Origin of the sequence: Bowmanella denitrificans, assembly GCF_039522935.1 — a bacterium.
GTDB lineage: Bacteria > Pseudomonadota > Gammaproteobacteria > Enterobacterales > Alteromonadaceae > Bowmanella > Bowmanella denitrificans.
Genome location: NZ_BAAAEI010000014.1, coordinates 67,680 through 88,938 on the forward strand (window position 1 = coordinate 67,680; position 21,259 = coordinate 88,938).

The 21,259-nt window shown below is 52.3% G+C and carries 20 protein-coding genes and 1 riboswitch; all 20 genes read left to right on the forward strand.

Features of this window, described 5'->3' with window-relative positions:
* Positions 1 to 53: 53 nt before the first annotated feature.
* The 20 genes from ABD028_RS12860 (at position 54) to ABD028_RS12955 (ending at position 21,045) form a co-directional block, all read left to right on the forward strand.
* Positions 54 to 659: an ANTAR domain-containing response regulator gene (locus ABD028_RS12860; RefSeq protein ID WP_343845358.1), complete on the forward strand. Its 606-nt coding sequence runs from the start codon at positions 54 to 56 to the stop codon at positions 657 to 659.
* A 4-nt stretch (positions 660 to 663) separates the two neighbouring features.
* A complete protein-coding gene (locus ABD028_RS12865) occupies positions 664 to 1,755 on the forward strand; it encodes a CmpA/NrtA family ABC transporter substrate-binding protein (RefSeq protein ID WP_102795116.1) in 1,092 nt (363 codons plus the stop codon).
* A gap of 438 nt (positions 1,756 to 2,193) precedes the next feature.
* The gene (locus tag ABD028_RS12870; RefSeq protein WP_343845359.1) at positions 2,194 to 3,663 is read left to right on the forward strand and encodes a NarK family nitrate/nitrite MFS transporter; all 1,470 of its coding nucleotides are present in this window, start codon (positions 2,194 to 2,196) and stop codon (positions 3,661 to 3,663) included.
* Entirely contained in the window at positions 3,660 to 5,414 is a 1,755-nt protein-coding gene (locus tag ABD028_RS12875; protein ID WP_343845361.1) for a bifunctional protein-serine/threonine kinase/phosphatase, read from the forward strand. Before ABD028_RS12870 ends, ABD028_RS12875 begins: the two co-directional genes overlap by 4 nt.
* A 383-nt stretch (positions 5,415 to 5,797) precedes the next feature.
* Positions 5,798 to 8,353, forward strand: a complete 2,556-nt coding sequence (nirB, locus tag ABD028_RS12880) for a nitrite reductase large subunit NirB (protein WP_343845362.1) — start codon at positions 5,798 to 5,800, stop codon at positions 8,351 to 8,353.
* Positions 8,354 to 8,360: 7 nt separating this feature from the next.
* Positions 8,361 to 8,738: a nitrite reductase small subunit NirD gene (nirD, locus tag ABD028_RS12885; RefSeq protein WP_172449235.1), complete on the forward strand. Its 378-nt coding sequence runs from the start codon at positions 8,361 to 8,363 to the stop codon at positions 8,736 to 8,738.
* Entirely contained in the window at positions 8,738 to 11,467 is a 2,730-nt protein-coding gene (locus ABD028_RS12890) for a nitrate reductase (RefSeq protein ID WP_343845364.1), read from the forward strand. The genes nirD and ABD028_RS12890 overlap by 1 nt, the downstream gene beginning before the upstream one ends.
* Positions 11,464 to 12,342: a uroporphyrinogen-III C-methyltransferase gene (gene cobA, locus ABD028_RS12895; RefSeq protein ID WP_343845366.1), complete on the forward strand. Its 879-nt coding sequence runs from the start codon at positions 11,464 to 11,466 to the stop codon at positions 12,340 to 12,342. Before ABD028_RS12890 ends, cobA begins: the two co-directional genes overlap by 4 nt.
* 6 nt (positions 12,343 to 12,348) lie before the next feature.
* Positions 12,349 to 12,669 carry a hypothetical protein gene (locus tag ABD028_RS12900; protein ID WP_343845368.1) on the forward strand — a complete coding sequence of 107 codons (321 nt, stop codon included), beginning with the start codon at positions 12,349 to 12,351 and terminating at the stop codon, positions 12,667 to 12,669.
* A gap of 85 nt (positions 12,670 to 12,754) precedes the next feature.
* Positions 12,755 to 12,890: riboswitch (molybdenum cofactor riboswitch) on the forward strand.
* On the forward strand, positions 12,877 to 13,860 hold the full coding sequence (moaA, locus tag ABD028_RS12905) for a GTP 3',8-cyclase MoaA (RefSeq protein WP_343845369.1): 984 nt from the start codon (positions 12,877 to 12,879) through the stop codon (positions 13,858 to 13,860). Its footprint overlaps the riboswitch before it by 14 nt.
* An 11-nt stretch (positions 13,861 to 13,871) precedes the next feature.
* Positions 13,872 to 14,438, forward strand: coding sequence for a molybdenum cofactor guanylyltransferase (mobA, locus tag ABD028_RS12910; protein ID WP_343845370.1), 567 nt, complete (start codon positions 13,872 to 13,874; stop codon positions 14,436 to 14,438).
* Complete coding sequence (gene moaC, locus ABD028_RS12915; RefSeq protein WP_343845372.1) at positions 14,435 to 14,920, forward strand: cyclic pyranopterin monophosphate synthase MoaC; 486 nt, start codon at positions 14,435 to 14,437, stop codon at positions 14,918 to 14,920. Before mobA ends, moaC begins: the two co-directional genes overlap by 4 nt.
* Positions 14,917 to 15,162, forward strand: a complete 246-nt coding sequence (gene moaD, locus ABD028_RS12920; RefSeq protein WP_343845373.1) for a molybdopterin synthase sulfur carrier subunit — start codon at positions 14,917 to 14,919, stop codon at positions 15,160 to 15,162. Before moaC ends, moaD begins: the two co-directional genes overlap by 4 nt.
* Before the next feature lie 63 nt (positions 15,163 to 15,225).
* Complete coding sequence (moaE, locus tag ABD028_RS12925) at positions 15,226 to 15,693, forward strand: molybdopterin synthase catalytic subunit MoaE (RefSeq protein WP_343845374.1); 468 nt, start codon at positions 15,226 to 15,228, stop codon at positions 15,691 to 15,693.
* A gap of 1,005 nt (positions 15,694 to 16,698) precedes the next feature.
* Positions 16,699 to 17,037, forward strand: coding sequence for a hypothetical protein (locus ABD028_RS12930; protein WP_343845375.1), 339 nt, complete (start codon positions 16,699 to 16,701; stop codon positions 17,035 to 17,037).
* 584 nt (positions 17,038 to 17,621) lie between these two features.
* A complete protein-coding gene (locus tag ABD028_RS12935) occupies positions 17,622 to 17,891 on the forward strand; it encodes a type II toxin-antitoxin system Phd/YefM family antitoxin (protein WP_102795133.1) in 270 nt (89 codons plus the stop codon).
* Positions 17,892 to 18,176, forward strand: coding sequence for a type II toxin-antitoxin system RelE/ParE family toxin (locus ABD028_RS12940; RefSeq protein WP_343845376.1), 285 nt, complete (start codon positions 17,892 to 17,894; stop codon positions 18,174 to 18,176). It abuts the gene before it with no gap.
* A gap of 853 nt (positions 18,177 to 19,029) precedes the next feature.
* The gene (locus tag ABD028_RS12945) at positions 19,030 to 20,112 is read left to right on the forward strand and encodes a serine hydrolase domain-containing protein (protein WP_343845377.1); all 1,083 of its coding nucleotides are present in this window, start codon (positions 19,030 to 19,032) and stop codon (positions 20,110 to 20,112) included.
* 142 nt (positions 20,113 to 20,254) lie between these two features.
* Entirely contained in the window at positions 20,255 to 20,707 is a 453-nt protein-coding gene (locus ABD028_RS12950; RefSeq protein WP_343845379.1) for a hypothetical protein, read from the forward strand.
* Positions 20,708 to 20,799: 92 nt separating this feature from the next.
* Positions 20,800 to 21,045: a hypothetical protein gene (locus ABD028_RS12955; protein ID WP_343845380.1), complete on the forward strand. Its 246-nt coding sequence runs from the start codon at positions 20,800 to 20,802 to the stop codon at positions 21,043 to 21,045.
* The last annotated feature ends 214 nt before the right edge of the window (positions 21,046 to 21,259 follow it).

Below are 21,259 nucleotides of genomic sequence, written 5' to 3' on the forward strand. Positions count from 1 at the left end.
GTGGTGCGCATTTTGCGAAGGCCTCACTACTATTTTTCAGTTAATCATATTGAATGCCGTCAAGCGATGTGTGTTTAGAAAAACCACTGGATATTCTGCTGATTGACGATGACTTGGACAGGGCAGCCGCCTTTCGCTCCGCATTGGATAAATCACGTTATCAGGTGTCGCATCTGGTCAGCTCCCGCACCGCCTTGCTAAAAGAGGTGGACAGGCTGAAACCCGATATTATTGTGATCGATATTGAGTCACCGGATCGGGATATTCTGGAGAGCCTGAGCACCTTATCCAACTTCAACCCCAAACCAGTGGTGATGTTCTGCGATCAGGAGGACACCGGACTTATCAATCAGTCTGTGCAATCCGGCGTCAGTGCTTATGTGGTGGGAGATGTCAGTAGCAGCCGGGTGCGCTCAATTCTGGATGCGGCGGTCGCGCGCTTCAACCAGTTTCAGCATCTTAAACAGGAGTTGGACGAAACCAAGCGTAAATTGGACTCCCGCCGTTTGATAGACAAAGCCAAACACCTGTTAATGACACAAAAGTCCTTAACCGAACAGCAGGCATTCAGCAGCCTGCGCAAAATGGCCATGGACAGCGGACAAAAAATGGAAGATGTCGCCAGAACATTGATTTCTTTATTTAACACATTGGATTAAATAGATGTCTACAACTGACAAAGCGCCGCTTGAAATAGGTTTTATGCCCTTAACCGACAGTGCGCCATTGGTCGTCGCCAAGGAACTGGGGTTCTTTGCGCAATGTGGCATACAGGTTAACCTCAGGCGGCAAAACTCCTGGGCGACCTTGCGGGATAAGTTGCATGCAGGTGTGCTGGATGCGGCACAGATGCTTGCGCCGATGCCACTTGCCAGTCGGCTTGGGTTGGGGGGCACGCAACGCCAATTTATCACGCCGTTTGTGCTGAGTTTCAACGGCAATGGTATTACGTTGTCCGAGCGCTTGTATCAACAGGTCACCAGTCTGAATGCGATGTCCTGCCGAGCCCCAGCTATGCCGTTGCCAGCCGAAAGCTTGCGAGCCGTGATCCGTCAGCGGCAAAAAGCCGGGCAGAGTAAACTGCGTTTTGCCACGGTTTTTCCCTTTAGTTGTCATTTCTATCAGCTTTGCGACTGGCTGCGCAGCGGGCAAATTGTACCTGGGCAGGATGTGGACATTCAGGTGATCCCGCCCACCAGTATGGTGGCTGCTTTGCATGAAGGCAGTGTCGATGGTTACTGTGTCGGTGGTCCATGGAATGCCAAGGCCGTCAGGGTCGGGTTGGGGGTCACGGTGGTCACGTCCTGTGATATCTGGCCGGATATGCCAGAAAAGGTGTTGGGGATGCTGCAAAGCTGGCAAACACATAATCCCGACAGTTGCCAGGCCTTGTTACAGGCATTGGATATGGCCTGTCGTTGGCTGGCATTAGTGCCCAATCGCTTCGAAGCTGCGCGAATACTGTGTGATGAGGCATACCTGCATGCCGATCTGGATGTCGTGGCACCCGCTTTACTGGGCAGTTGTTTGGTGCAGGAGTCGGTGGCGCCCAGGTATATACCGGCCTACAACCGGTTTGCTAGCTCTGGCGAGACGCCGGACAATTGTCCCAACCCTGGCTATGCAGAGTGGTTTTTGTCTCATATGCAGTCATCTGGACAGCTGCAACAGAATATTGCCGGTCAGAATATTGCGGCCGAGGTGTACCGGGCCGATCTCTATCAAGGAGTATTTGCCGACAAGCTGAACGCTTGATTGCACTGACGCGGGGCAAGGTTGCACTCAAACCGACAAGTTGCTCCCTAACCTGTGACAGTGAATTATTCTAACTTTATGATAAATATACAAAAAATATTCTGGCATTCAATCTGCATTAGCTGTCAGGCAACAAGTGGAACGGTACAACTCCGCCAATGGGAATTGCCGGACATGGCACTGGTATCGCGGCAAAGATGCTGCAACGGCAACAATAATAATCAGAGCCGCCAGGCCCAATAACAATAAGATACCGCCACCACCAATCAGGCCCAGGTCTGTTGGTTTAACAACTTAGTGAGTCGGTCGTTTGGCAATGACGCCTGCCACCGACAAGGCAACGAAGCCCGGAGCGCTGTGCATAGCACGGCCTCTGGGCTTTTTTTTGAACTCAATATAGCCGGGCAGCCTGGGTATGGCGGGATGCGGGAGTGAAAAATGACATCAGCAGACACATTTAACTTATTGTCGTTCAAGGGCAGGATGAAGATATTACATCTGTCCTGGATGGCTTTTTTTATTACCTTCTTAGTGTGGTTCAACCATGCGCCCTTGTTACAGGCCATCGCTGTCGACCTGGGGCTGGACAGTCAGCAGATTAAAACCTTGTTGATCCTGAATGTGGCGCTGACCATCCCAGCCAGAGTCGTGATAGGCATGCTGACCGACAGGTATGGGCCACGACGGGTATACTCTGTATTGCTGGCGGTCTGTTCGTTACCTTGTCTGGCCTTTGCCCTGGCAGACAATTTTATTCAGGCCGCCATTGCCAGATTTTTGCTGGGCTTTATTGGTGCCGGTTTTGTTATTGGCATTCGCATGGTCAGTGAATGGTTTCCCAGTCATGAGTTAGGCACAGCCGAAGGGGTGTATGGCGGTTGGGGTAACTTTGGGTCGGCCGCCGCTGCTTTCAGCTTGCCCGCGTTGGCCTTGCTGTTTGGCGGCGATGAGGGTTGGCGTTATGCCATCGGCCTGACCGGTCTGCTGAGTCTGGTTTTTGCCTTTGTGTATTATGCCAATGTCTCTGATACCCCCAAGGGGGCAACGTATTTTAAGTCACGCCAAAGTGGGGCCATGGAAGTGACCAGTCGGCAGGATTTTTTTCTGCTGCTGATTATGAAGCTACCTATGTATGGCGCATTGGCTCTTTTGGTCTGGAAACTCTCTGCCAGCGGTGTCGGCCTGCTGTCAGACAGTTTTTGCCTGCTGGCTTATCTGGGGCTGGTGGTATTGTATGGCATCGAAGTGCAGCAAGTCTGGCGGGTGAATAAGTCGGTGTTTTCAACCCCAGTGCCTGAATTGCACCGTTATTCCTTTAAACAGGTGGCAGTGTTGAACATCCTGTACTTTGCCACCTTCGGCTCGGAGCTGGCAGTAGTGTCCATGTTGCCGTTGTTTTTTGCCGAAACCTTTGCCTTGGCGCCGTTAGTGGCAGGTATGGTGGCATCGGCTTATGCCTTTATGAATTTGATGTCCCGACCTGCCGGCGGTTGGTTGTCAGATCGTTTTGGCCGAAAATCCGTCTTGCTGATCCTCACCGGCGGACTGGCGCTGGGTTACCTTATGATGAGCCAGGTCGATAGCAGTTGGCCGCTGCACTGGGCCATTCTGGCGGTTATGCTTTGCTCTTTCTTTGTGCAGTCTGGCGAAGGTGCGGTGTTTGCTGTTGTGCCGCTGATTAAGCGCCGCCTGACCGGCCAGATAGCCGGTATGACAGGTGCCTATGGTAATGTCGGCGCGGTTACCTACTTAACTGTGTTGTCGCTGGTAGATTATGCCAGTTTCTTTATGGTGATTGCGGCCACGGCAGTACTGGGTTTTATGGTGCTGCTGCTGATGGATGAACCTAAAGGACATATGGCCGAAGTTCGTGAAGATGGTTCGGTAGAGTTGATCACCCTGTCATGAGCAACGCATCTGCAGTGAGCCTGGCTAACCCCGAGAGCCAGGCTGATACAACTGGCAAGTTGGACTTGTGTTTTGGTGGTGCCAGCCTGGCCGGGCAGAAAGTCATCAACGACGATGCCTTTGCCGCCCATTTACCCAGTGGCTGGTTGTTGCAAATCAAAGGTGGGGTGGCCTGCATTGCCGACGGGGCCAGCCATACCGGGCAGGGCCAGCAAGCGGCACAGTTAAGTGTGCAGCATTTTATTCAGGACTATTTGAGCACGCCCGACAGCTGGCCGGTTAAAACCAGTGCTGCCCGTATTCTGACATCACTGAATAACTGGCTGTATCATCATGGTCGCCAGGCACCAGGTCAGATGGGCATGTTAACCACTTTCAGCGCCCTGATCTGCAAGTCCAATACCGCACATTTGCTGCATGTGGGAGACAGTCGTATTTACCGCTACCGGGGTGCGGAGCTTGAGCTGCTGACAATTGACCATCGGCTGAACCGGCCACCGATGCCGCTGTGCAGGGCGCTGGGCATGGACAACTATGTGGAAGTGGACTATCGCCAGACCGATCTTAAGCCAGGTGACGTATTTCTGCTATGCACCGATGGGGTGCATGATGTCTTGCCGGATGTGCGCCTTAAAGCGCTGCTTGGCAATCTGCAAAGTGATCTGGAAGCCGGGGCGCAGAGCATAGTGGACGCCGCGCTGACGGCGGGCAGTGCGGATAATATCAGTGCGCTGTTGCTGCGGATTAACAGCCTGCCACAGCAAGATGAGCAGGAAATATTGTCTGAACTCACCTCGAAGGTTATCCCGCCGGTGTTACAAAAGGGCATGACGCTGGATGGTTTTGTGGTGCGCCAGGTTTTGCATCATGGTATGCGCAGTCATGTTTATCTGGTCAGCCATAAAGACTGGCCTTACCCTTTGGTGCTTAAAGCGCCGGCGCTTAACCATGACGACGATGCCGTCTATCTGGATAGCTTTATCAAAGAACAATGGGTGGCGACAAGACTGCAGCACAAAGGCATTATGAAAATGTACTCCGCACCGCCCAGTCGTTTTCTTTACCATCTTTGCGAATATCTGCCGGGGCAGACACTACGCCAGTGGATGCAAGACCATCCCAGTCCAACTTTAGGGCAAATCAGACCAATATTAACGCAACTGATAGACGTGCTCAGAGTTTTGCAAAGACAGGGGATGGTGCACCGCGATTTACGCCCGGAGAATATCATCATCGGTGTGCAAGGCCAGTTAACCCTGCTGGACTTTGGCGCTGTGCAAGTGGCGGGCTGGCAGGAAGCCGGAGCCGCTGTACGAGCGGACGAGCCGCGGGGCGCGATGGAATACAGCGCACCCGAATGCTTATTGGGGCAGCAGGCGAGCATGTATAGCGATCAATTTTCGCTGGCGGTACTGCTTTATGAACTGTTTAGCGGCAAGCTGCCTTTTTCCGCCCCCGCACTGTCTCGTAGCAGCCAGGACAAAGTCACGTCGCGACGTTATCACAGCCTGACGGCACACCGGCCGGATCTGCCTGCCTGGCTGGATTTAGTCCTGCAAAAAGCCACCCGCTTTGAACCGCGCCAGCGTTATGCTGCTCTGTCAGAATTTGCACAGGACCTGACTCAGCCCAGTGGCCGACTATTGGCCAGACAATCCAGCTTGTCCCTGCTGGAGCGGCAACCAGTACGATTCTGGCAGGCGGTGTCGGTGTTATTGGCGCTATTGCTGGTTTGTCAGTGGCTGATGTAAGGCATTGTTCTGGAAAGACGTAGGGTGCTGCACCAGTGAAGTGCAGACTTGCACCCAAGTGGTTTGCGATGACCTTGTTCAGGCCTGCTAATTTCTTGTAATGCGTTGATAATTAAGGATTTAATAAGTTGGCATTATGTCTGCTTAATGGTTTTCAGCGCTAAGGCCCGGACGCTTGGCCGTCCACGGACAGTTAGATCCACCCGGCCTTTAAAGCCGGTGTATAACAGGTCGTCGCCGCGTTAATACAATTTGTCATACGACCCGCACAGACGATGAAGTCTGCTGCCGGGCCGGGCAACGAAGCCCACAGATACGCATCCCATCAGGGATGGACGGTCTGTGGGCTTTTTTATTTTGGGCCAAAACCCATGGAGTTGAGCATGAGCAACACAAAGAAAATACTGGTGGTGGGCAATGGTATGGTTGGTCACCATTTTGTTGAACAACTGGTTGGTGCCTGTCCTGGCGCAGAGATCACAGTGCTAAGCGGTGAACCCAGACTGGCGTATGACAGAGTGCATCTGTCGGAATTTTTTGCCGGTAAAAGCGCCGAGGATCTGATGCTGACCAGCGAATCCCACTATCAGCAACTGGGAGTTCACTTTTTCTGCAATGCCTGGGTGGAGAGAATTGACCGCCAGGCCAAGCAGGTTTGGCTGAAAGACGGGCGCCATCTGGTGTACGACAAGCTGGTTTTGGCCACCGGATCTTATCCTTTTGTGCCGCCCATTCCCGGCAATGATCAGCCCCATTGTTTGGTGTATCGCACTATCGAAGATCTTGAGGCCATTCAGGCGTCGGCAGCGCAAAGTCGCGTCGGCGTGGTGATCGGCGGCGGGTTATTGGGGCTGGAAGCCGCCAATGCCCTGAAGCAAGCCGGGCTGCAAGCCCATGTGGTGGAGTTTGCCCCCCAGCTAATGGCGGTGCAACTGGATGAAGGCGGCGGTAAACAACTGCGCAGCAAAATTGAAGCGTTGGGTGTCAAGGTACACACAGATAAGGCCACGCAGCAAATTGTGGCAGGTAAACACTGTCGCTATCAGTTGCAGTTTAAAGATGGCGAGGCACTGGAGGCCGATCTGATATTGTTTTCCGCCGGTATTCGCCCGCAGGATTCGCTGGCGCGCCAGGCAGAGCTACAAACAGGCGAACGCGGCGGCATTATTATCGATGACCAGTGCCGCACCTCAGATCCTGATATTTACGCCATTGGTGAATGCGCGCTGTGGCAGGGCAGGATTTTTGGTCTGGTGGCCCCCGGTTATCAGATGGCCCGTGTGGCTGCCAGCCATATCAGCGCTGGGGAGCTGTGTTTCCAGGGCGCAGATATGAGCACCAAACTCAAATTACTCGGGGTTGAGGTGGCCAGTATCGGCGATGCGCATGGGAAAACCCCTGGGGCCTTGTCTTACCAGTATCAGAACCAGCCGCTGGGCATTTACAAGAAACTGGTGGTAGATGCCAGCCAGCAAAGATTGCTGGGCGCGGTGCTGGTGGGTGACAGCTCCGATTACGATACCTTGCTGCAATATGCGCTCAACGGTATGGATCTACCGGAATTTCCGGAAAGTCTGATTCTACCCGCAGCTGGCAGCAAACCCGCATTGGGTGCCGATGCACTCCCCATCACGGCCACTATTTGTTCCTGCCACAATGTCAGCAAGGGCGATGTTCTCGGTGCCATGGATGCGGGCGCTTGTGAACTTGGCGCGATTAAAAGCTGCACTAAGGCCAGCACGGGTTGTGGTGGCTGCGCCGGATTACTGAAAACCCTGGTGGATGGCGAATTGGCCAAACGTGGCGTGGAAGTGAAAAAGGATATCTGCGAACACTTTGCCTATAGCCGCCAGGAACTGTTCCATCTGGTGCAGGTGGAAAACATCCGTACCTTTGAGGCGTTGCTGGAAAAGCACGGCCAAGGGCTTGGCTGCGATATCTGTAAGCCTGTGGCGGCGTCGATTCTGGCCTCCAACTGGAATGAGTTTGTGCTGGCCACCCCGCATGTGGGCCTGCAGGACACCAACGACACCTTTTTGGCCAATATGCAAAAAGACGGCACCTATTCTGTGGTACCCAGAGTGCCGGCCGGTGAGATTACCCCGGATAAGCTGATTGTGATTGGCCAGGTGGCGAAAAAGTATCGGCTCTACACCAAAATTACCGGCGGTCAGCGTATTGATTTGTTTGGCGCCAGAGTCGAACAACTGCCGGATATCTGGCGGGAACTGATCGCAGCTGGCTTTGAAACCGGCCATGCCTACGGCAAGTCGCTGCGCACGGTGAAATCCTGTGTCGGCAGTACCTGGTGTCGTTATGGGGTGCAGGACAGTGTTGGCACCGCCATTGATATAGAAAACCGTTATAAAGGGCTGCGCTCACCGCACAAAATCAAAATGGCGGTATCCGGTTGTACCAGGGAGTGTGCCGAGGCGCAGAGTAAAGATGTGGGGGTGATCGCCACCGAAAAAGGCTGGAATCTGTATGTGTGTGGCAATGGTGGCATGAAGCCCCGCCATGCCGACCTGTTCGCCCAGGACCTGGATACCGACACCCTGATCCGCTATATCGACCGCTTTTTAATGTTCTATGTGCGCACCGCAGATCGCCTGCAGCGTACCTCGGTATGGCTGGAAAGCCTGGAAGGCGGCCTGGATTACCTGCGAGAGGTGATTATTGACGATTCTTTGGGCCTGGCTGAAGCGCTTGAAGCACAAATGCAGCAAATCATTGGCAGCTACCAATGTGAATGGAAAACCGCTATCGGCTCTGAACAGAATCTCAAGCGCTTCCGCCAGTTTGTGAATGCTGATAAGCCCGACAGCAATATCCAGTTTGTTGAAGAGCGCGGCCAGTGGCGCCCCGCCAGCGAACAGGAAAAACTCGCTTTCGCCGCTATTGATGTCCGCCAGATAAGCAGTGAACCCCAAAATGTCTGAGGAGCGCATGATGCAGTGGATAACCCTTTGTAAACTCGACGACCTTATCGACAATTCAGGCGTATGTGCCTATTTACCCGATATTGAAGGGCAGGGCAGGCAACTGGCTTTGTTTAGCCTTAGGCATGGCGATAAGCAGCAGCTGTTTGCGGTGGGAAACTGGGATCCTATTGGTAAAGCCAATGTGATCAGTCGCGGTATTGTGGGCAGTATCGCCGGGGAGCCGGTGGTGGCCTCGCCATTATATAAACAGCATTTTTCGCTGCTCAGTGGCCAGTGTCTTGAAGACAACAATATCGCGCTACCGGTGTTTGCGGTCAGGCTCAGCGGTCAGGATGTGCAGATTGCTAATCCGTCTCAGCCTGTGACAAAAGGAGTGTGCTGATGCAAGCGGCCGCCCGCCTTTGTGCCACCACCTGTCCGTATTGCGGTGTCGGTTGCGGTGTGGATGCGCAGCTAAGTACCGATGCACAAGGGCAAAAATACTTGGATGGCGTGCATGGCACGCAGAACCACCCCGCCAATTATGGTCGGCTATGTATCAAGGGTAGCAAGCTACCGGAAACGAACGGCCTGCAGGGCAGACTCCTCAGCCCGACGATATATGGCCAGCCAACCAGTTGGCAGCAAGCTATCGACACCGCGGCGCAGGGTTTTACTCAAGCCATACAAAAATACGGGCCGGATTCGGTGGCCATTTATGTCTCGGGGCAACTGCTGACCGAGGACTATTACCTGGCCAATAAATTAATGAAGGGCTATATCGGCAGCGCCAATATTGATACCAATTCAAGGCTATGTATGTCCTCGGCGGTGGCAGGCTACAAACGTGCCTTTGGTGCCGATGCCATGCCATGTTGTTATGACGATCTGGAACAAACCGAGTTACTGGTGCTGGTTGGCTCCAATGCTGCCTGGACCCATCCGGTGCTGTATCAGCGCATGGAGCGGGCCAGGGCCATAAATCCGGCGTTGAAACTGGTGGTTATCGACCCCAGAAAAACCGCCACTGCCGAACAGGCGGACCTTTTTCTGCCGATTAAAGCCGGTACCGATGTGGCGCTGTTTAATGGTTTACTGGCGTATCTTGCCGAACATCAGGGGCTGGATCAGGCCTTTATCCGTCAGCATACCCAGGGCTTTGCAGCCACATTAGACTGCGCCCGTGACTGGACCGTGGCAAAAGTGGCGCAGCTTTGTGAACTGGACAGCCGCGATATCCGCCTGTTTTATCGCTGGTTTTGTAACAGCCCAAGCGCGCTCAGTTTCTTTTCCATGGGGGTAAACCAGTCCAGCAGCGGCACCGACAAGGTCAACGCCATTATTAATTGCCATCTGGCCAGCGGCAAAATTGGTAAACCCGGTAGTGGCCCGTTTTCTGTTACCGGTCAGCCCAATGCCATGGGCGGCCGTGAGGTGGGTGGGCTGGCCACCATGCTGGCCGCGCACCTGGATATTCAGTCCGAGCGGGACAGGCAGCTTTTACAGCAGTACTGGCAGTCCCCTGCCATGGTCAAAGCCCCTGGTTTACCTGCGCTGCAACTGTTCAGCCAAATGGCCAAAGGCAAGATCAAAGCACTGTGGATTATGGGCACTAACCCCATGGTCAGCCTGCCGGACCGTCAACTGGTGGCGCAGGCGCTAGGCCAGTGCGAGCTGGTGGTGGTATCAGACGCTGTGGCTAATAACGATACCCTGGCCTTTGCCCATATTGCGCTTCCTGCTTGCCCCTGGTCGGAAAAAGACGGAACGGTAACCAATTCCGAGCGACGTATTTCCCGTCAGCGAGGCTTTTTAGTGCCTGCCGGTCAGGCCAAGCCCGACTGGCAGATCCTCTGCGAGTTTGCCAGGGCCATGGGTTTTAGTGGTTTTGATTACGCCCACCCCAGTGACATTTTTGCTGAATATGCGCGGCTGACCGGGCTTGCCAATCAGGGACAGCGGGCGCTGGATATCAGTGGCCTGGCGGGATTAACGCAGCGTCAGTATGAACAACTGTCTCCCATACAATGGCCGGTGAATAGTCATAATCCGCAGGGTTGCAAACGTTTGTTCAGCGATGGGCATTTTTACACCCAAAGCGGCCGGGCCAATTTTGTGCCACTGACGTACCAGCCGCCCAAGCAACTGACCAGCGAGGCTTTCCCATGGGTGCTGAATAGCGGCAGAGTGCGTGACCAGTGGCATAGCATGACCCGCACCGGCACCGCGCCTGAACTGTTGCAGCATCAGGATCGCCCCTGGCTGGCCATGCATCCCGAGGACGCCGCCGTCATGGGTTTACAGGAAGGGCAACTGGTGAAGCTAAGGTCAAAATGCAGTGGTGAGGCACAGGTGATGCTGCAAATTAAGCTGGAAAGTAGCCAGCGGCGCGGCGAATTGTTTGCGCCCATGCACTGGAACCAACAGTTTTGCAGCCACGGCGCTATTGGCGCCCTGTTTGCCGCGGTTGGCGATCCTTTGTCATTTCAGCCCGAACTTAAACACGCGGCAGTGGCGGTATTGCCGCAGCACTTCAGCCAATACGCCATCCTGCTGTGTCGCAATACTCTGAGTGCCGTGCAGTTAAATCAGTTGAGCCAATACTGGTTGCGCCTACCCCTGGCTGGTGGGCAATGCTATTTGCTGGCCGGTAAAGATCGACCCGATTGGCAAGGCATGTTGAGCGATTGGCTGGGTGCAGAACAAGGACTGGGGCGGAGCGGCCAGCACACCGGCTATGTGGCCCTGCACGGCCAGGCACTGCACTGGGCCTGGCAAATAAGTGAATTGCCCTGGCCTGTGCTGCCAAGCGCCTGGCTACAAAGCATGCTGGATAACGATGCGTTGGATGACACCGAGTTGTCCGCCTGGTTAAGGGCGCAGCCACCCGCGTCTTTTATGCAAGGCAGGCAAGTCTGCAGCTGTTTTAAGGTGCACGAACAGGCTATTTGCCAGGCCATAAATGATGGGCATAACAGTGTGCAGAAGCTTGGCAAGTACCTTGGCTGTGGTACAGGTTGCGGCTCCTGTAAACCGGAGCTGGCCAAGCTGGTGAGCAGTCAACAGCCAGCCTCAGCCAGCCGTTTGGCGCTGGAAACACAAGCGGCGATTATCTTTCAGGAGGCTATATGAGGTTGTCGTTGTTTAAATCCCTGCCATTTTTACCCCAGGCTATACACCGACGTTGGGGCTTTCGCATGCTGCTACCTGGCAAAAGCCAACAATCTGGCAGGGTCTACCTGGTGGGTGCCGGACCTGGCGATGCCGAGTTGCTCACCCTCAAAGCCTGGCGATTGTTACAGCAGGCCGATTTGGTGTTGTATGACGATTTGGTCAGTGACGAGTTACTGGCCATGTTACCGGCAAAACTGGATAAACGTTATGTGGGCAAACGCTGTGGCGTCCACAGCCTGAGTCAGCAGCAGATCTGCCGGTTGCTGGTTACCGAAGCGCAGGCAGGCAAATGCGTTGTTCGTTTAAAAGGCGGCGATCCCGCTGTGTTTGCCCGTAGCGCAGAGGAGTGCGCGGCCCTGGAAAACGCCGGAATTGCCTTTGCCATTGTGCCGGGGATTACCGCCGCTTCGGGTTTGTCGGCATGGTGTGGTATCCCCCTGACGCACAGAGACTGCGCGCAATCGGTACGCTTTATTACCGCCAGAATGAAATGTCCGCAAAGCGAACCCAACTGGGCCAATCTGGTGCTGGGCAGCAAAGAGGGGGAAACCCTGGTGTTTTATATGGGGTTAAACCGACTTGATTTAATTTGCCAGCGATTGGCCGGGCATGGCATGGCGGCAGATATGCCGGTGGCGGTGGTGGAAAACGTCAGCCAGCTTAATCAGCAAAGGGTAACCGGCCAGCTAGAAGATATTGCCGCTAAGGTGGCGGCCAGACAATTCCAAGGGCCTGCCCTGATTGTGGTGGGCAAGGTCGTCAGCCACAGGGTAAAGGTCAGTCCGGCGCTGCTGGATCAAGCTGCTGCCTTGTCAGGCAACAGGGGGTATTGATATGCCATGCAGGGCTTTATCACTCCACTGGCGACCTTGCATAAGTTTCAGGGCTTTGCCGATAAGTTTTTGGCTACCCCGGCCGGGGGCATAGACGACCAATGGCTGAAACTGGCAGCTAAGCTGTCTGATATAGAGCTTTCATTGATCTATCATAGCTTTAGTGCCGCCAATGGTGGGCTGGACTATGGACGGGAATGGGACGCCCAGGCCAGTGTCTGGTATAAACGGCATTATCAGTTTCTGTTAAAACTGGCCCGCTATCAGGCCGATGGTTTTGCTACGGATACCAGTAAACTTTGGTTGCAAATGAGCGTGGTTTATTAGTCAGGATGCATAGATCAACAGATGCGGGATCAGCTATGCTGAAGGCGTTTGCAACTATGACCGCCAAACCCCGGTCAGGGTAACAGACAATATTAACTACCGAGCCGTTACACCTAAGCCAAAGGTATGGTGTGACGGCCGCAGGTCACCATGGCCTGCCAGGGTTGCAAGAGAAATCGACCAGCCTCCCATATTTGGAAAGGTAAGATGCAAGAAAACAACGCTCTTATAGACAGGTACGGGCGCAGGTTTCGCTATCTGCGGCTGTCGATTACCGATGTCTGCAATTTTAAGTGCAGCTATTGCTTGCCCGATGGTTATCAGTGCGACAGCGAGCGGGATTTTCTTCGGCCAACTGACATTGCTACCTTGGTCAGCGCCTTTGCCGGCCTGGGTACCCGTAAAGTGCGTATCACGGGGGGCGAGCCGTCGCTACGCAAAGACTTGCCAGAGATTATCGAACTTTGTGCACAGACACCGGGTATTGAGCAGGTCGCTATGACCACCAACGGCTTTAAGCTCAAACAGCAGGTGGCCCGTTGGCAACAGGCCGGGCTGACAAAGCTCAACCTCAGTATCGACAGCCTGGATCCGCGCCAGTTTAACGCCATTACCGGCCATAACAGTTTGCAAGACATACTTGCAGGGTTGGAAGATGCGCTGGCGCTGGGACTTGAGGTTAAGGTTAATGCGGTGCTGCTGAAACCCTATAGCGAAGGGCAAATGCACAGCTTTATGGCCTGGCTTAAATCCATGCCGGTGACCCTGCGTTTTATTGAATTAATGCAGACCGGTGATAATCAGCTTTACTTTAAACACAATCACCTGTCCGGCCAGCCGATTAAACAGCAGTTGCTGGAACAAGGCTGGGTGCAGTTGTTGCGCGATAATACCGCCGGTCCTGCACAGGAATTTTCCCATCCGGACTATGCCGGTCGAATCGGGCTAATCATGCCCTACAGTAAAGATTTTTGCAGTAGTTGTAACAGGTTGCGCGTATCAGCCCTGGGCAAACTGCATTTATGTTTGTTTGCCGAACAGGGGCTGGATTTACGCGCGTTGATTCAACAGGGAGACGTGGCAGCGCTGCAACAGCAACTGATGGACTTATTAGGCCATAAAGAAGCCAGCCACTGGCTGGATCAAGGTTATACCGGCGCTACCCGTCACCTTGCCATGTTAGGCGGGTAACGGAGGACGATATGTTAACAGGAATGGTACTGGCGGGCGGGCGCTCAAGCCGCATGGGCCAGGACAAAGCCATGATGGAACTGGGCGGGCAAACGTTGTTGGCCCGGGCCACCATGTTACTGGAACACACCGGTTGTGACGAAGTGCTGGTCAGTCGTAACCAGCCGGGTTATGTGCAGGATCTGGTCTGTGAAGCCGGGCCACTGGGTGGTATCTATACGGTGCTGCAGCAAATTCCCAGCCGTGGTGGCCTGCTGATTGTACCGGTGGATATGCCAGCCCTGAGCACCGGTTTATTGCAAGCGCTGGTGGAAGTTGGCCGTATCAGCGGGCGGCCCTGCTGCTATCAAAATTGCTATTTGCCTTTATATTTGCCGGTCAGTGCCACCACCTGTGCCATAGTGCATCAGGAATTACAGGAAGGCGGTGGTTCGGTCAAATCCCTGCTTGACCATTTCGGCGGCATTCAGCTGGTTTGCCAGCGGCCCAGCCAATTGCAAAATATTAATAGCCCAACAGACTGGCAAGGTTATACCAGTCAGTTCACCCCAACCGAGAAGGAAGCCATTCGACCATGAGTCGACTTAGTCATATTAATAGCCGCGGTGAAGCCAGTATGGTGGATGTCACAGACAAAGCCGTGACCCAGCGCAGTGCCATGGCCGAAGGCTATATCTGTATGTCAGATGCCACCTTGCAGATGATTAGCCGCGGCGAACATGCCAAGGGTGACGTATTTGCGGTGGCGCGTATCGCCGGTATTCAGGCCGCCAAGCAAACCGCCAGCCTGATCCCCTTATGCCATCCATTGATGTTATCCAAAGTGCAGGTGGACTTTGATTTGCAGCCACAGCATGGCCGGGTCAGGATCAGCAGCTTATGTAAGCTGGCCGGTCAGACCGGCGTGGAAATGGAAGCCCTGACCGCTGTGTCGGTGGCGGCCCTGACCTTATTTGATATGTGCAAAGCGGTGGACCCGGCCATGTGTATTGAAGGGATCCGGGTACTGGACAAGCAAGGCGGCAAAAGCGGCCACTGGCAGGCGGAGCAACTGGCATGATTAAGGTGTTGTTTTTTGCCCAGCTGCGCGAAGTGCTGGATTGCGCCAGTCTGGAACTGGATACCAATGTCAGCAGCGTCGGTGAGCTACGCATCGCGCTGATGCAAAAGGGCAGGGACTGGCAGGATTTTCTGGCTGCGGGCAAGGCCCTGGCGGCGCTGAATCAAACCCTGGTGGCAGATGATGCAAGGCTTAAAAGCGGTGACGAAGTGGCGTTTTTCCCGCCTGTCACGGGTGGTTGATAAGCCCTGGCAGAGCTTGGTATGGGGAAAGGGCACAGATGAGTCGACAGATGGGTGTTTACTGTGGCTAAGTTACAAGAGCAAGACCATATAGCGGTGCAAAATCAGGACTTTGACCTGGCATTGGAATACCAGGCGCTGACTGAGGCAAATCAACGTGATGGTGCGGTGGTGCATTTTGTCGGCCTGGTGCGGGATAACAATCTGGGTCGCCAGATACAAGCTTTGGAGCTGGAGCATTATCCGGCTATGACCACTAAGGCGCTCACCGAACTGGTGGCTGAAGCGCGTCAGCGCTGGCAATTGGGCCGAATCCGCCTGATTCACCGGGTGGGCAAGCTGAGCCTGGGTGAACAGATTGTGTTTGTCGGGGTCACCAGCACGCACCGTGGCAGCGCCTTTGCTGCCTGTGAGTTTTTAATGGACCAGCTTAAAACCCGGGCTCCGTTTTGGAAGAAGGAATATACCAGCGAGGGGGCGCATTGGGTGGCTGCTCGGGATTCTGATCGGGTTAAGGCTGGTGAGTGGTAAGTTTTTATTCACCGCCGAGGCGCAGAGAACGCAGAGTTTCTAAAGGCATGGATTGAATTGGCTCCTGCTTTTCTCTGTGGACTCGGCGACTCTGCGGTGAGGTTTTTCGCTGTGACGCTGTGGAAAATCATCAAACTATTATCTACCGCGGAGGCGCAGAGAGCGCAGAGTTTTTGAAGGCATGAATAGGATTAGCTTCTGTTTTTCTCTGTGGACTCGGCGACTCTGCGGTGAGTTTTTTCGTGTTTTTCGTGTTTTTCGTGTGGTTCGTGGTGGTTAAATGGTCACCTGTAAAAGGCTTGGATACCTGACCTCCTTGTCTTATATGACACGCCGTCCTTGGCGCGCCAGTCACTTTTACAACAAGCGTCCTGCCTGTTGCCCTGCGGGCCAGCTAAAACTGTTCAATCTGGTTCCGGACCAGATTGTCTTTACTGCGAAGAAACGAGACGCAAAGACCAAATTTTCAGGAAAAATTTGGGACAGCATTACGCTGGTCCGAAGGAAAGCTACAGGGAGGTAGCTTTCAAAGCGCGCCCGCTGGATTCCCAACAACGACCGGGAATTTTTAAGCGGGGGGCAAAGCGGCTCGGGCCGATTAAGGGGCATCATCGGTTTATTTAACTAACAATTGGTCTTCCAACGGCCAACCAACCTTTTACCGCTACAAGTGCGAGGATTCCGGTGCATATGGCACCTTGTAACAACGGCATGACGAATTGAATCTAATATAAGTGGGCATTATCAACCAGCAGCTCTTCGTATTATCCAACATAATGAAGGTGCTGTATATAAGTCCAGTATTGGTGTCTGAGCCGTATAACAGCAATGGTACGGAACATGTCCGCCTTTCCCCGGCACCATCTTGGGGCAGCCTAAAAACTCTTGCTAGGCAACGGGTTATAAGCATGCTAAAAAATGACTATGTAAAAGTACGGCGAAACGCCGTATTTAAACATGGCGCTTAGCCGTCTAATAATATTGTTACAACTATTAGGAGAATCGATGAAAAAGTACTATTTGTTAATTTTAATTGCAATTTCAGGGGCTGTTCATGCGGATAATGGTACGAGTGAATACGTCTCATTAATAGACAAGCCATTTCAAATTATCTCGGCAGGCGATGAGTCACGAGTATTTGTATATGGGACACAAATTAATAATAGTGGCTGCACTACTCCTTCATCCCCTGTGCTTTTTATTGGCCCAAATGAAACAATAGGCAAGGAATTGTATTCAGCTTTGTTAACAGCAAAAGCTACTGGAAAAAAAGTCAAATTAATTACCAATGGGTGTTACTCTAATGTGTATCCAATTATATTTTCTATGTACTTGGATCAATAAGTTGTAACAAAGCCATTTGCAATAAATAGGAGGGTTACATGGAAGCAATGATGGCTAGGATCAAGGGGTCGTAGTTGTTGAAACAGTTTGAGTGAATTGAGCCGTGCCCTGGGCTGACGTTGTTGGGAATCCAGCGGGCGTGCTTGAAAGCCACGTCCCTGTGGCTTTTCCTTCGGACCAGCGTAATGCTGTCCCAAATTTTTCCTGAAAATTTGGTCTTTGCGTCTCGTTTCTTCGCAGTAAAGACAATCTGGTCAGGAACCAGATTGAGCAGCTTTAGCTGGCCCGCATGGCAACAGGCAGGATGCTCGAATGGGACTGGCTCGCAAGGGACTACGTGTCATATCCCACATGGACGTTGAGCAATTACTGTCTTGCCATGGAACTTCGCTAAAAGCTAGACGGTGATCCCCGGACGCTTACAGATAAACTCCAGCAATACCAATAAAGAATTGCATTTATCTGTCCGACGATCCCAAAAAGTTTTCCGCAAAGTGCAGGATCTCTGCTCTTCGTTATGCTTGTTGACCGTACCTGTTAACAGGTGCTATTAATGGCACCTGATTGTTGATTAGGTAATCGCTATGCCAGTGAAATTTTCAGAGGACGTAATCCCTCTGTCTGACTTGAAGATTAATCCCGGAAAAGTTGTTGGTCGGGCACAGGAAACGCATCGTCCCATCCTGCTTACCAGTCGTGGCCGCGGCATCGCTGTTGTTCAGGGACTCGAGGATTACGAAAAAACCGCTGAGGAATTGCGGTTTGTAAAGGCGGTGGTGCAGGGGTTGTTGGATGTTCGCGACGGCAACACCCTATCTTTAGAGGATGCCAAGAAAACCCTCGGTATCGAGTAAATGGAATTACGCATTGCGCAGTCCGCTCTTGAGGACCTACAGGCTATTCAGGCTTACTACACCGAGCAAGACGTGGCGCATATTGGTGATGATTTTGTAGCGGCTATCCTTGAGCATTGTGAGATGCTGCAAACTCACCCTGATGCTGGCCGAATGGTTCCGGAGTTTAACCTGAAGCATATTCGTGAATTGATTCATGCGCCATTTCGGGTTGTCTACCTCAGGCAGGCTAAAGAACTTGTACTTATTAGAGTCTGGCGGAGCGAGAGACCGCTTGAAATATAAGAAGATATTTCGTAAATGCGGTAAAAGGGCCCACTAGATTTGCAGCCCGGTGTCGAGATAAGAACGGGCTGGATTTGAACAAAGTCTATACACAAAAGGCAACAGGCAGTGGATCACCTCTGTCACTATCACCCTTTCACTTAGCCATTCCAGTCTATAACTTGGCAAAGGCTGGTTGAGCGTTTGCAACAACAAGTTCAGGTTCATTGATGTGGTCAGCTGAGCCAAAGCTTTGGCCCTAAGCGGCCGAGCCGCTTTGACCGCGCTTAAAAAATTCCCGGTCGGCACAGGGCGCTGCTAGAAGGTGGGTCGTTTACTAGAAGCAAATTGAGCGGAAGACGTGCCTGGGAGGGCATCAGGCATAATCAGAAGTTTATTGTTGCATGCCTGATACCAAAACCCATCCCGGTCTTTTTAATTAATGCTCTTTCCACCACGAAGATCAGAAGAACACGAAGTGTCGATGACCTCTATTGCCCTTCGTGCTCTTCGTGCTCTTCGTGCTCTTCGTGCCCTTTGTGGTGAATAAAATTTTGGAAAAAAGCTTGGCTAGAACCAACTTGAACAGCTTAAGCTGGCCCAAAGGGTAACAGGTATGCCGTAAATGGGAATGGCAAGCCAAGGAGGGCATGTCATTCAAACCTTGCCACGACAGTCTTCACCATGGATACTAAAACTCAGTTTGGCTAAACAATGCCATAGACACAGTTAAAATCAGACATGGACGGTTCTCCTCAATAGTTGCCAGTTAAGTTTGGTAAACCCCCCGGGAAAAGAGCGGTCCATTTCATTCGTTAGTGTACAAAAGCAAGGTCGGTGCAATAGCGATGTATTTTTTAGATATGGATATTAAATGACTAAATTCAGTGTGCTTGTTTTGCTTTACTTGTTGTCTCTTTGTACTGCGTGCACTCAGTCGTCAACTTTCGATAGCCATGCTGCAATTGATGCTCAGTTGCTTGCAAATGCGCAAAAGCACGAGATTCCTGGTCAGGCCGTGCTTGTGCTTCACAACAGCGATATTTTGTATCGCAATGCCATGGGTACCACAGCGACCGAAGACGGTGTACTAGTAACACCGAAGACGGTCTTTCCTGTCTACTCCATCACTAAGCTATTCACTATCACGCTCGCCATGAAGTTACAGGAAGAAGGTAAACTTGATTTCTCTGCTCCTGCTTCACGTTATGTCGACAATCTGCCGCTTTCGTGGCGCGGTATTCGTATAGAGCATTTTTTAAATCATACTTCGGGCATCCCTGAGTATTTTGACAGCAACGATTTCTCGCGCCCGTTTCCAGCCAGCCTGGATGCTGTATTTGCAACGCTAAATAACGTTCCACTTGCTTATGTGCCAGGTGAGCGCACAAGCTATACCAATACCAACAGCCTGGTGATTGCGGCTGTACTTGAGGCCATAACACACACACCGTACCGCGAGCTGCTGCGCCAGCGAATCATTGAACCGCTTAACCTTCAGGAGACGTGGCTCAGTCTTGCTGATGTGCCCGAGGAACGCCTTGTTAAAAGCTACCGAGCGGAAGCAGGTCAGGTTGTGCCTGATCTGTCCATCTCATGGCCGGAATACAGTATCGCACATGGAGGGGCGTACATGACGCTGGATGATTTAGGCCAGTTTATGTCCGCCGTAGCCCATGGTCGTGTTGTGTCAAAAGCAGAACTGCTTCGTTTATGGCAACCCTATAAACTTGCAAACGGTGCTACTGGTTTTTTTGCCAATGGTTGGGACTATGGTGAGTGGGGGCGGTGGCATGAAATTGGTCATGATGGTGGCACCAAGGTACGTGTGCGTATTCTGTTCGAAGATAATCTCGATGATCATTATATCGTTGTCTATTTGACCAATGGCAATAAGGATGGCGTTTGGTCGCACACGCTTGTTCGTTCGGTGCAGAGCATTATATTGCCGAGATAGTTGGCGCATAGAAAAGTCTGAACGATCAGATCAACGGTGTCAGGTTTATTGATAAACTGAGCCAAAGCTTTGGCCTCCGCTTAAAAAATTCCCGGTCGGTTCAGGGCGCTGCTAAAAGGTGGGCAATTTGCTGGGAGCTGTCATGAGAAGCGCAATTCGATATACGCCGCTGGTAGTTCTTCTTGGCCTCACAGCGCAAGCCTGTGCAAGTTCCGTGGTATCAATACCGAAAGTTAGTCATTATAACCAGGCAGCGGGTTTTGAGCTGGCATTAGTGGATAAGGACGGTCACTGCCAATTGGAAGTATCTAAAGCGGGGCGGGATTTGCAGATGCTTCCTTTAAAACTGCCTGCACCTTGTGGATTCCATCTGACTCCAGAAGGAAAAGTGCGGGTTACCGAGTTTAATGACCAAACCTATATTCTGCTGGAGTTTTCCCGTGTTATCGACAGTAAAAACTGCGATACCCGCCTGCAAGCTGTACGCTTTGTTAACAATAGGGTAGAAGCGTCAGATTTTACGGAAAGTGTAGCTGCATGCCCGCCATTTCAATGGGATAGCTACGTATTTACCGAGCTGTTTGCCGCAAACTAACGCCATCGACAATGAGCGCTTTATGCAAAGATTGTCACTTAACGGTTAGGCAAAAAGTGGAGTGCTCTTTTTATTGTTCACAGGACTGAATCATGGACGTCACAGCATCGCATTTAATGGGCCTGGTCCTTATGTCTATTGGTATATCCATCATGTTCAAAGGTGAGGCTAGTGTTGAATACGGCATCACTGATGGTGGCGAGCGGCCTAAGTTTATTAAATCAAAGTCCAAAAAATTGGTTGGTAGCTCAGCCAGGCTGGTCGGCGCTGGCATTTTCCTGCTGGGTTTGGCCACTATCCTGCTTTTTCCATCCGAACAAATACTCTTTACTATTTAGCACCGCCTAATCTGTTACTCGCTATAACAGCGCTTCCCTCCAAAATTGAGAGAAAGCTTATTATTAACTGCCTGGCAGCGCAGATATCAACATGATAAACAGGGTCAAAAACAAATTAAACGCCCGTTGCTGGCACAGCAGAAATAATCACCATAGATAAGCAAGCTCCCCTAAGCGACCCAAGCCGCTTTGACCCCGCTTAAAAATTGACGGT

Bases quoted from the DNA above. Each gene is read 5' to 3' on its own strand.
- ABD028_RS12860 (WP_343845358.1), top strand. From the start codon at position 54: ATGCCGTCAAGCGATGTGTGTTTAGAAAAACCACTGGATATTCTGCTG.
- ABD028_RS12865 (WP_102795116.1), top strand. From the start codon at position 664: ATGTCTACAACTGACAAAGCGCCGCTTGAAATAGGTTTTATGCCCTTA.
- ABD028_RS12870 (WP_343845359.1), top strand. From the start codon at position 2,194: ATGACATCAGCAGACACATTTAACTTATTGTCGTTCAAGGGCAGGATG.
- ABD028_RS12875 (WP_343845361.1), top strand. From the start codon at position 3,660: ATGAGCAACGCATCTGCAGTGAGCCTGGCTAACCCCGAGAGCCAGGCT.
- nirB (WP_343845362.1), top strand. From the start codon at position 5,798: ATGAGCAACACAAAGAAAATACTGGTGGTGGGCAATGGTATGGTTGGT.
- nirD (WP_172449235.1), top strand. From the start codon at position 8,361: ATGATGCAGTGGATAACCCTTTGTAAACTCGACGACCTTATCGACAAT.
- ABD028_RS12890 (WP_343845364.1), top strand. From the start codon at position 8,738: ATGCAAGCGGCCGCCCGCCTTTGTGCCACCACCTGTCCGTATTGCGGT.
- cobA (WP_343845366.1), top strand. From the start codon at position 11,464: ATGAGGTTGTCGTTGTTTAAATCCCTGCCATTTTTACCCCAGGCTATA.
- ABD028_RS12900 (WP_343845368.1), top strand. From the start codon at position 12,349: ATGCAGGGCTTTATCACTCCACTGGCGACCTTGCATAAGTTTCAGGGC.
- moaA (WP_343845369.1), top strand. From the start codon at position 12,877: ATGCAAGAAAACAACGCTCTTATAGACAGGTACGGGCGCAGGTTTCGC.
- mobA (WP_343845370.1), top strand. From the start codon at position 13,872: ATGTTAACAGGAATGGTACTGGCGGGCGGGCGCTCAAGCCGCATGGGC.
- moaC (WP_343845372.1), top strand. From the start codon at position 14,435: ATGAGTCGACTTAGTCATATTAATAGCCGCGGTGAAGCCAGTATGGTG.
- moaD (WP_343845373.1), top strand. From the start codon at position 14,917: ATGATTAAGGTGTTGTTTTTTGCCCAGCTGCGCGAAGTGCTGGATTGC.
- ABD028_RS12930 (WP_343845375.1), top strand. From the start codon at position 16,699: ATGAAAAAGTACTATTTGTTAATTTTAATTGCAATTTCAGGGGCTGTT.
- ABD028_RS12935 (WP_102795133.1), top strand. From the start codon at position 17,622: ATGCCAGTGAAATTTTCAGAGGACGTAATCCCTCTGTCTGACTTGAAG.
- ABD028_RS12940 (WP_343845376.1), top strand. From the start codon at position 17,892: ATGGAATTACGCATTGCGCAGTCCGCTCTTGAGGACCTACAGGCTATT.
- ABD028_RS12945 (WP_343845377.1), top strand. From the start codon at position 19,030: ATGACTAAATTCAGTGTGCTTGTTTTGCTTTACTTGTTGTCTCTTTGT.
- ABD028_RS12950 (WP_343845379.1), top strand. From the start codon at position 20,255: ATGAGAAGCGCAATTCGATATACGCCGCTGGTAGTTCTTCTTGGCCTC.
- ABD028_RS12955 (WP_343845380.1), top strand. From the start codon at position 20,800: ATGGACGTCACAGCATCGCATTTAATGGGCCTGGTCCTTATGTCTATT.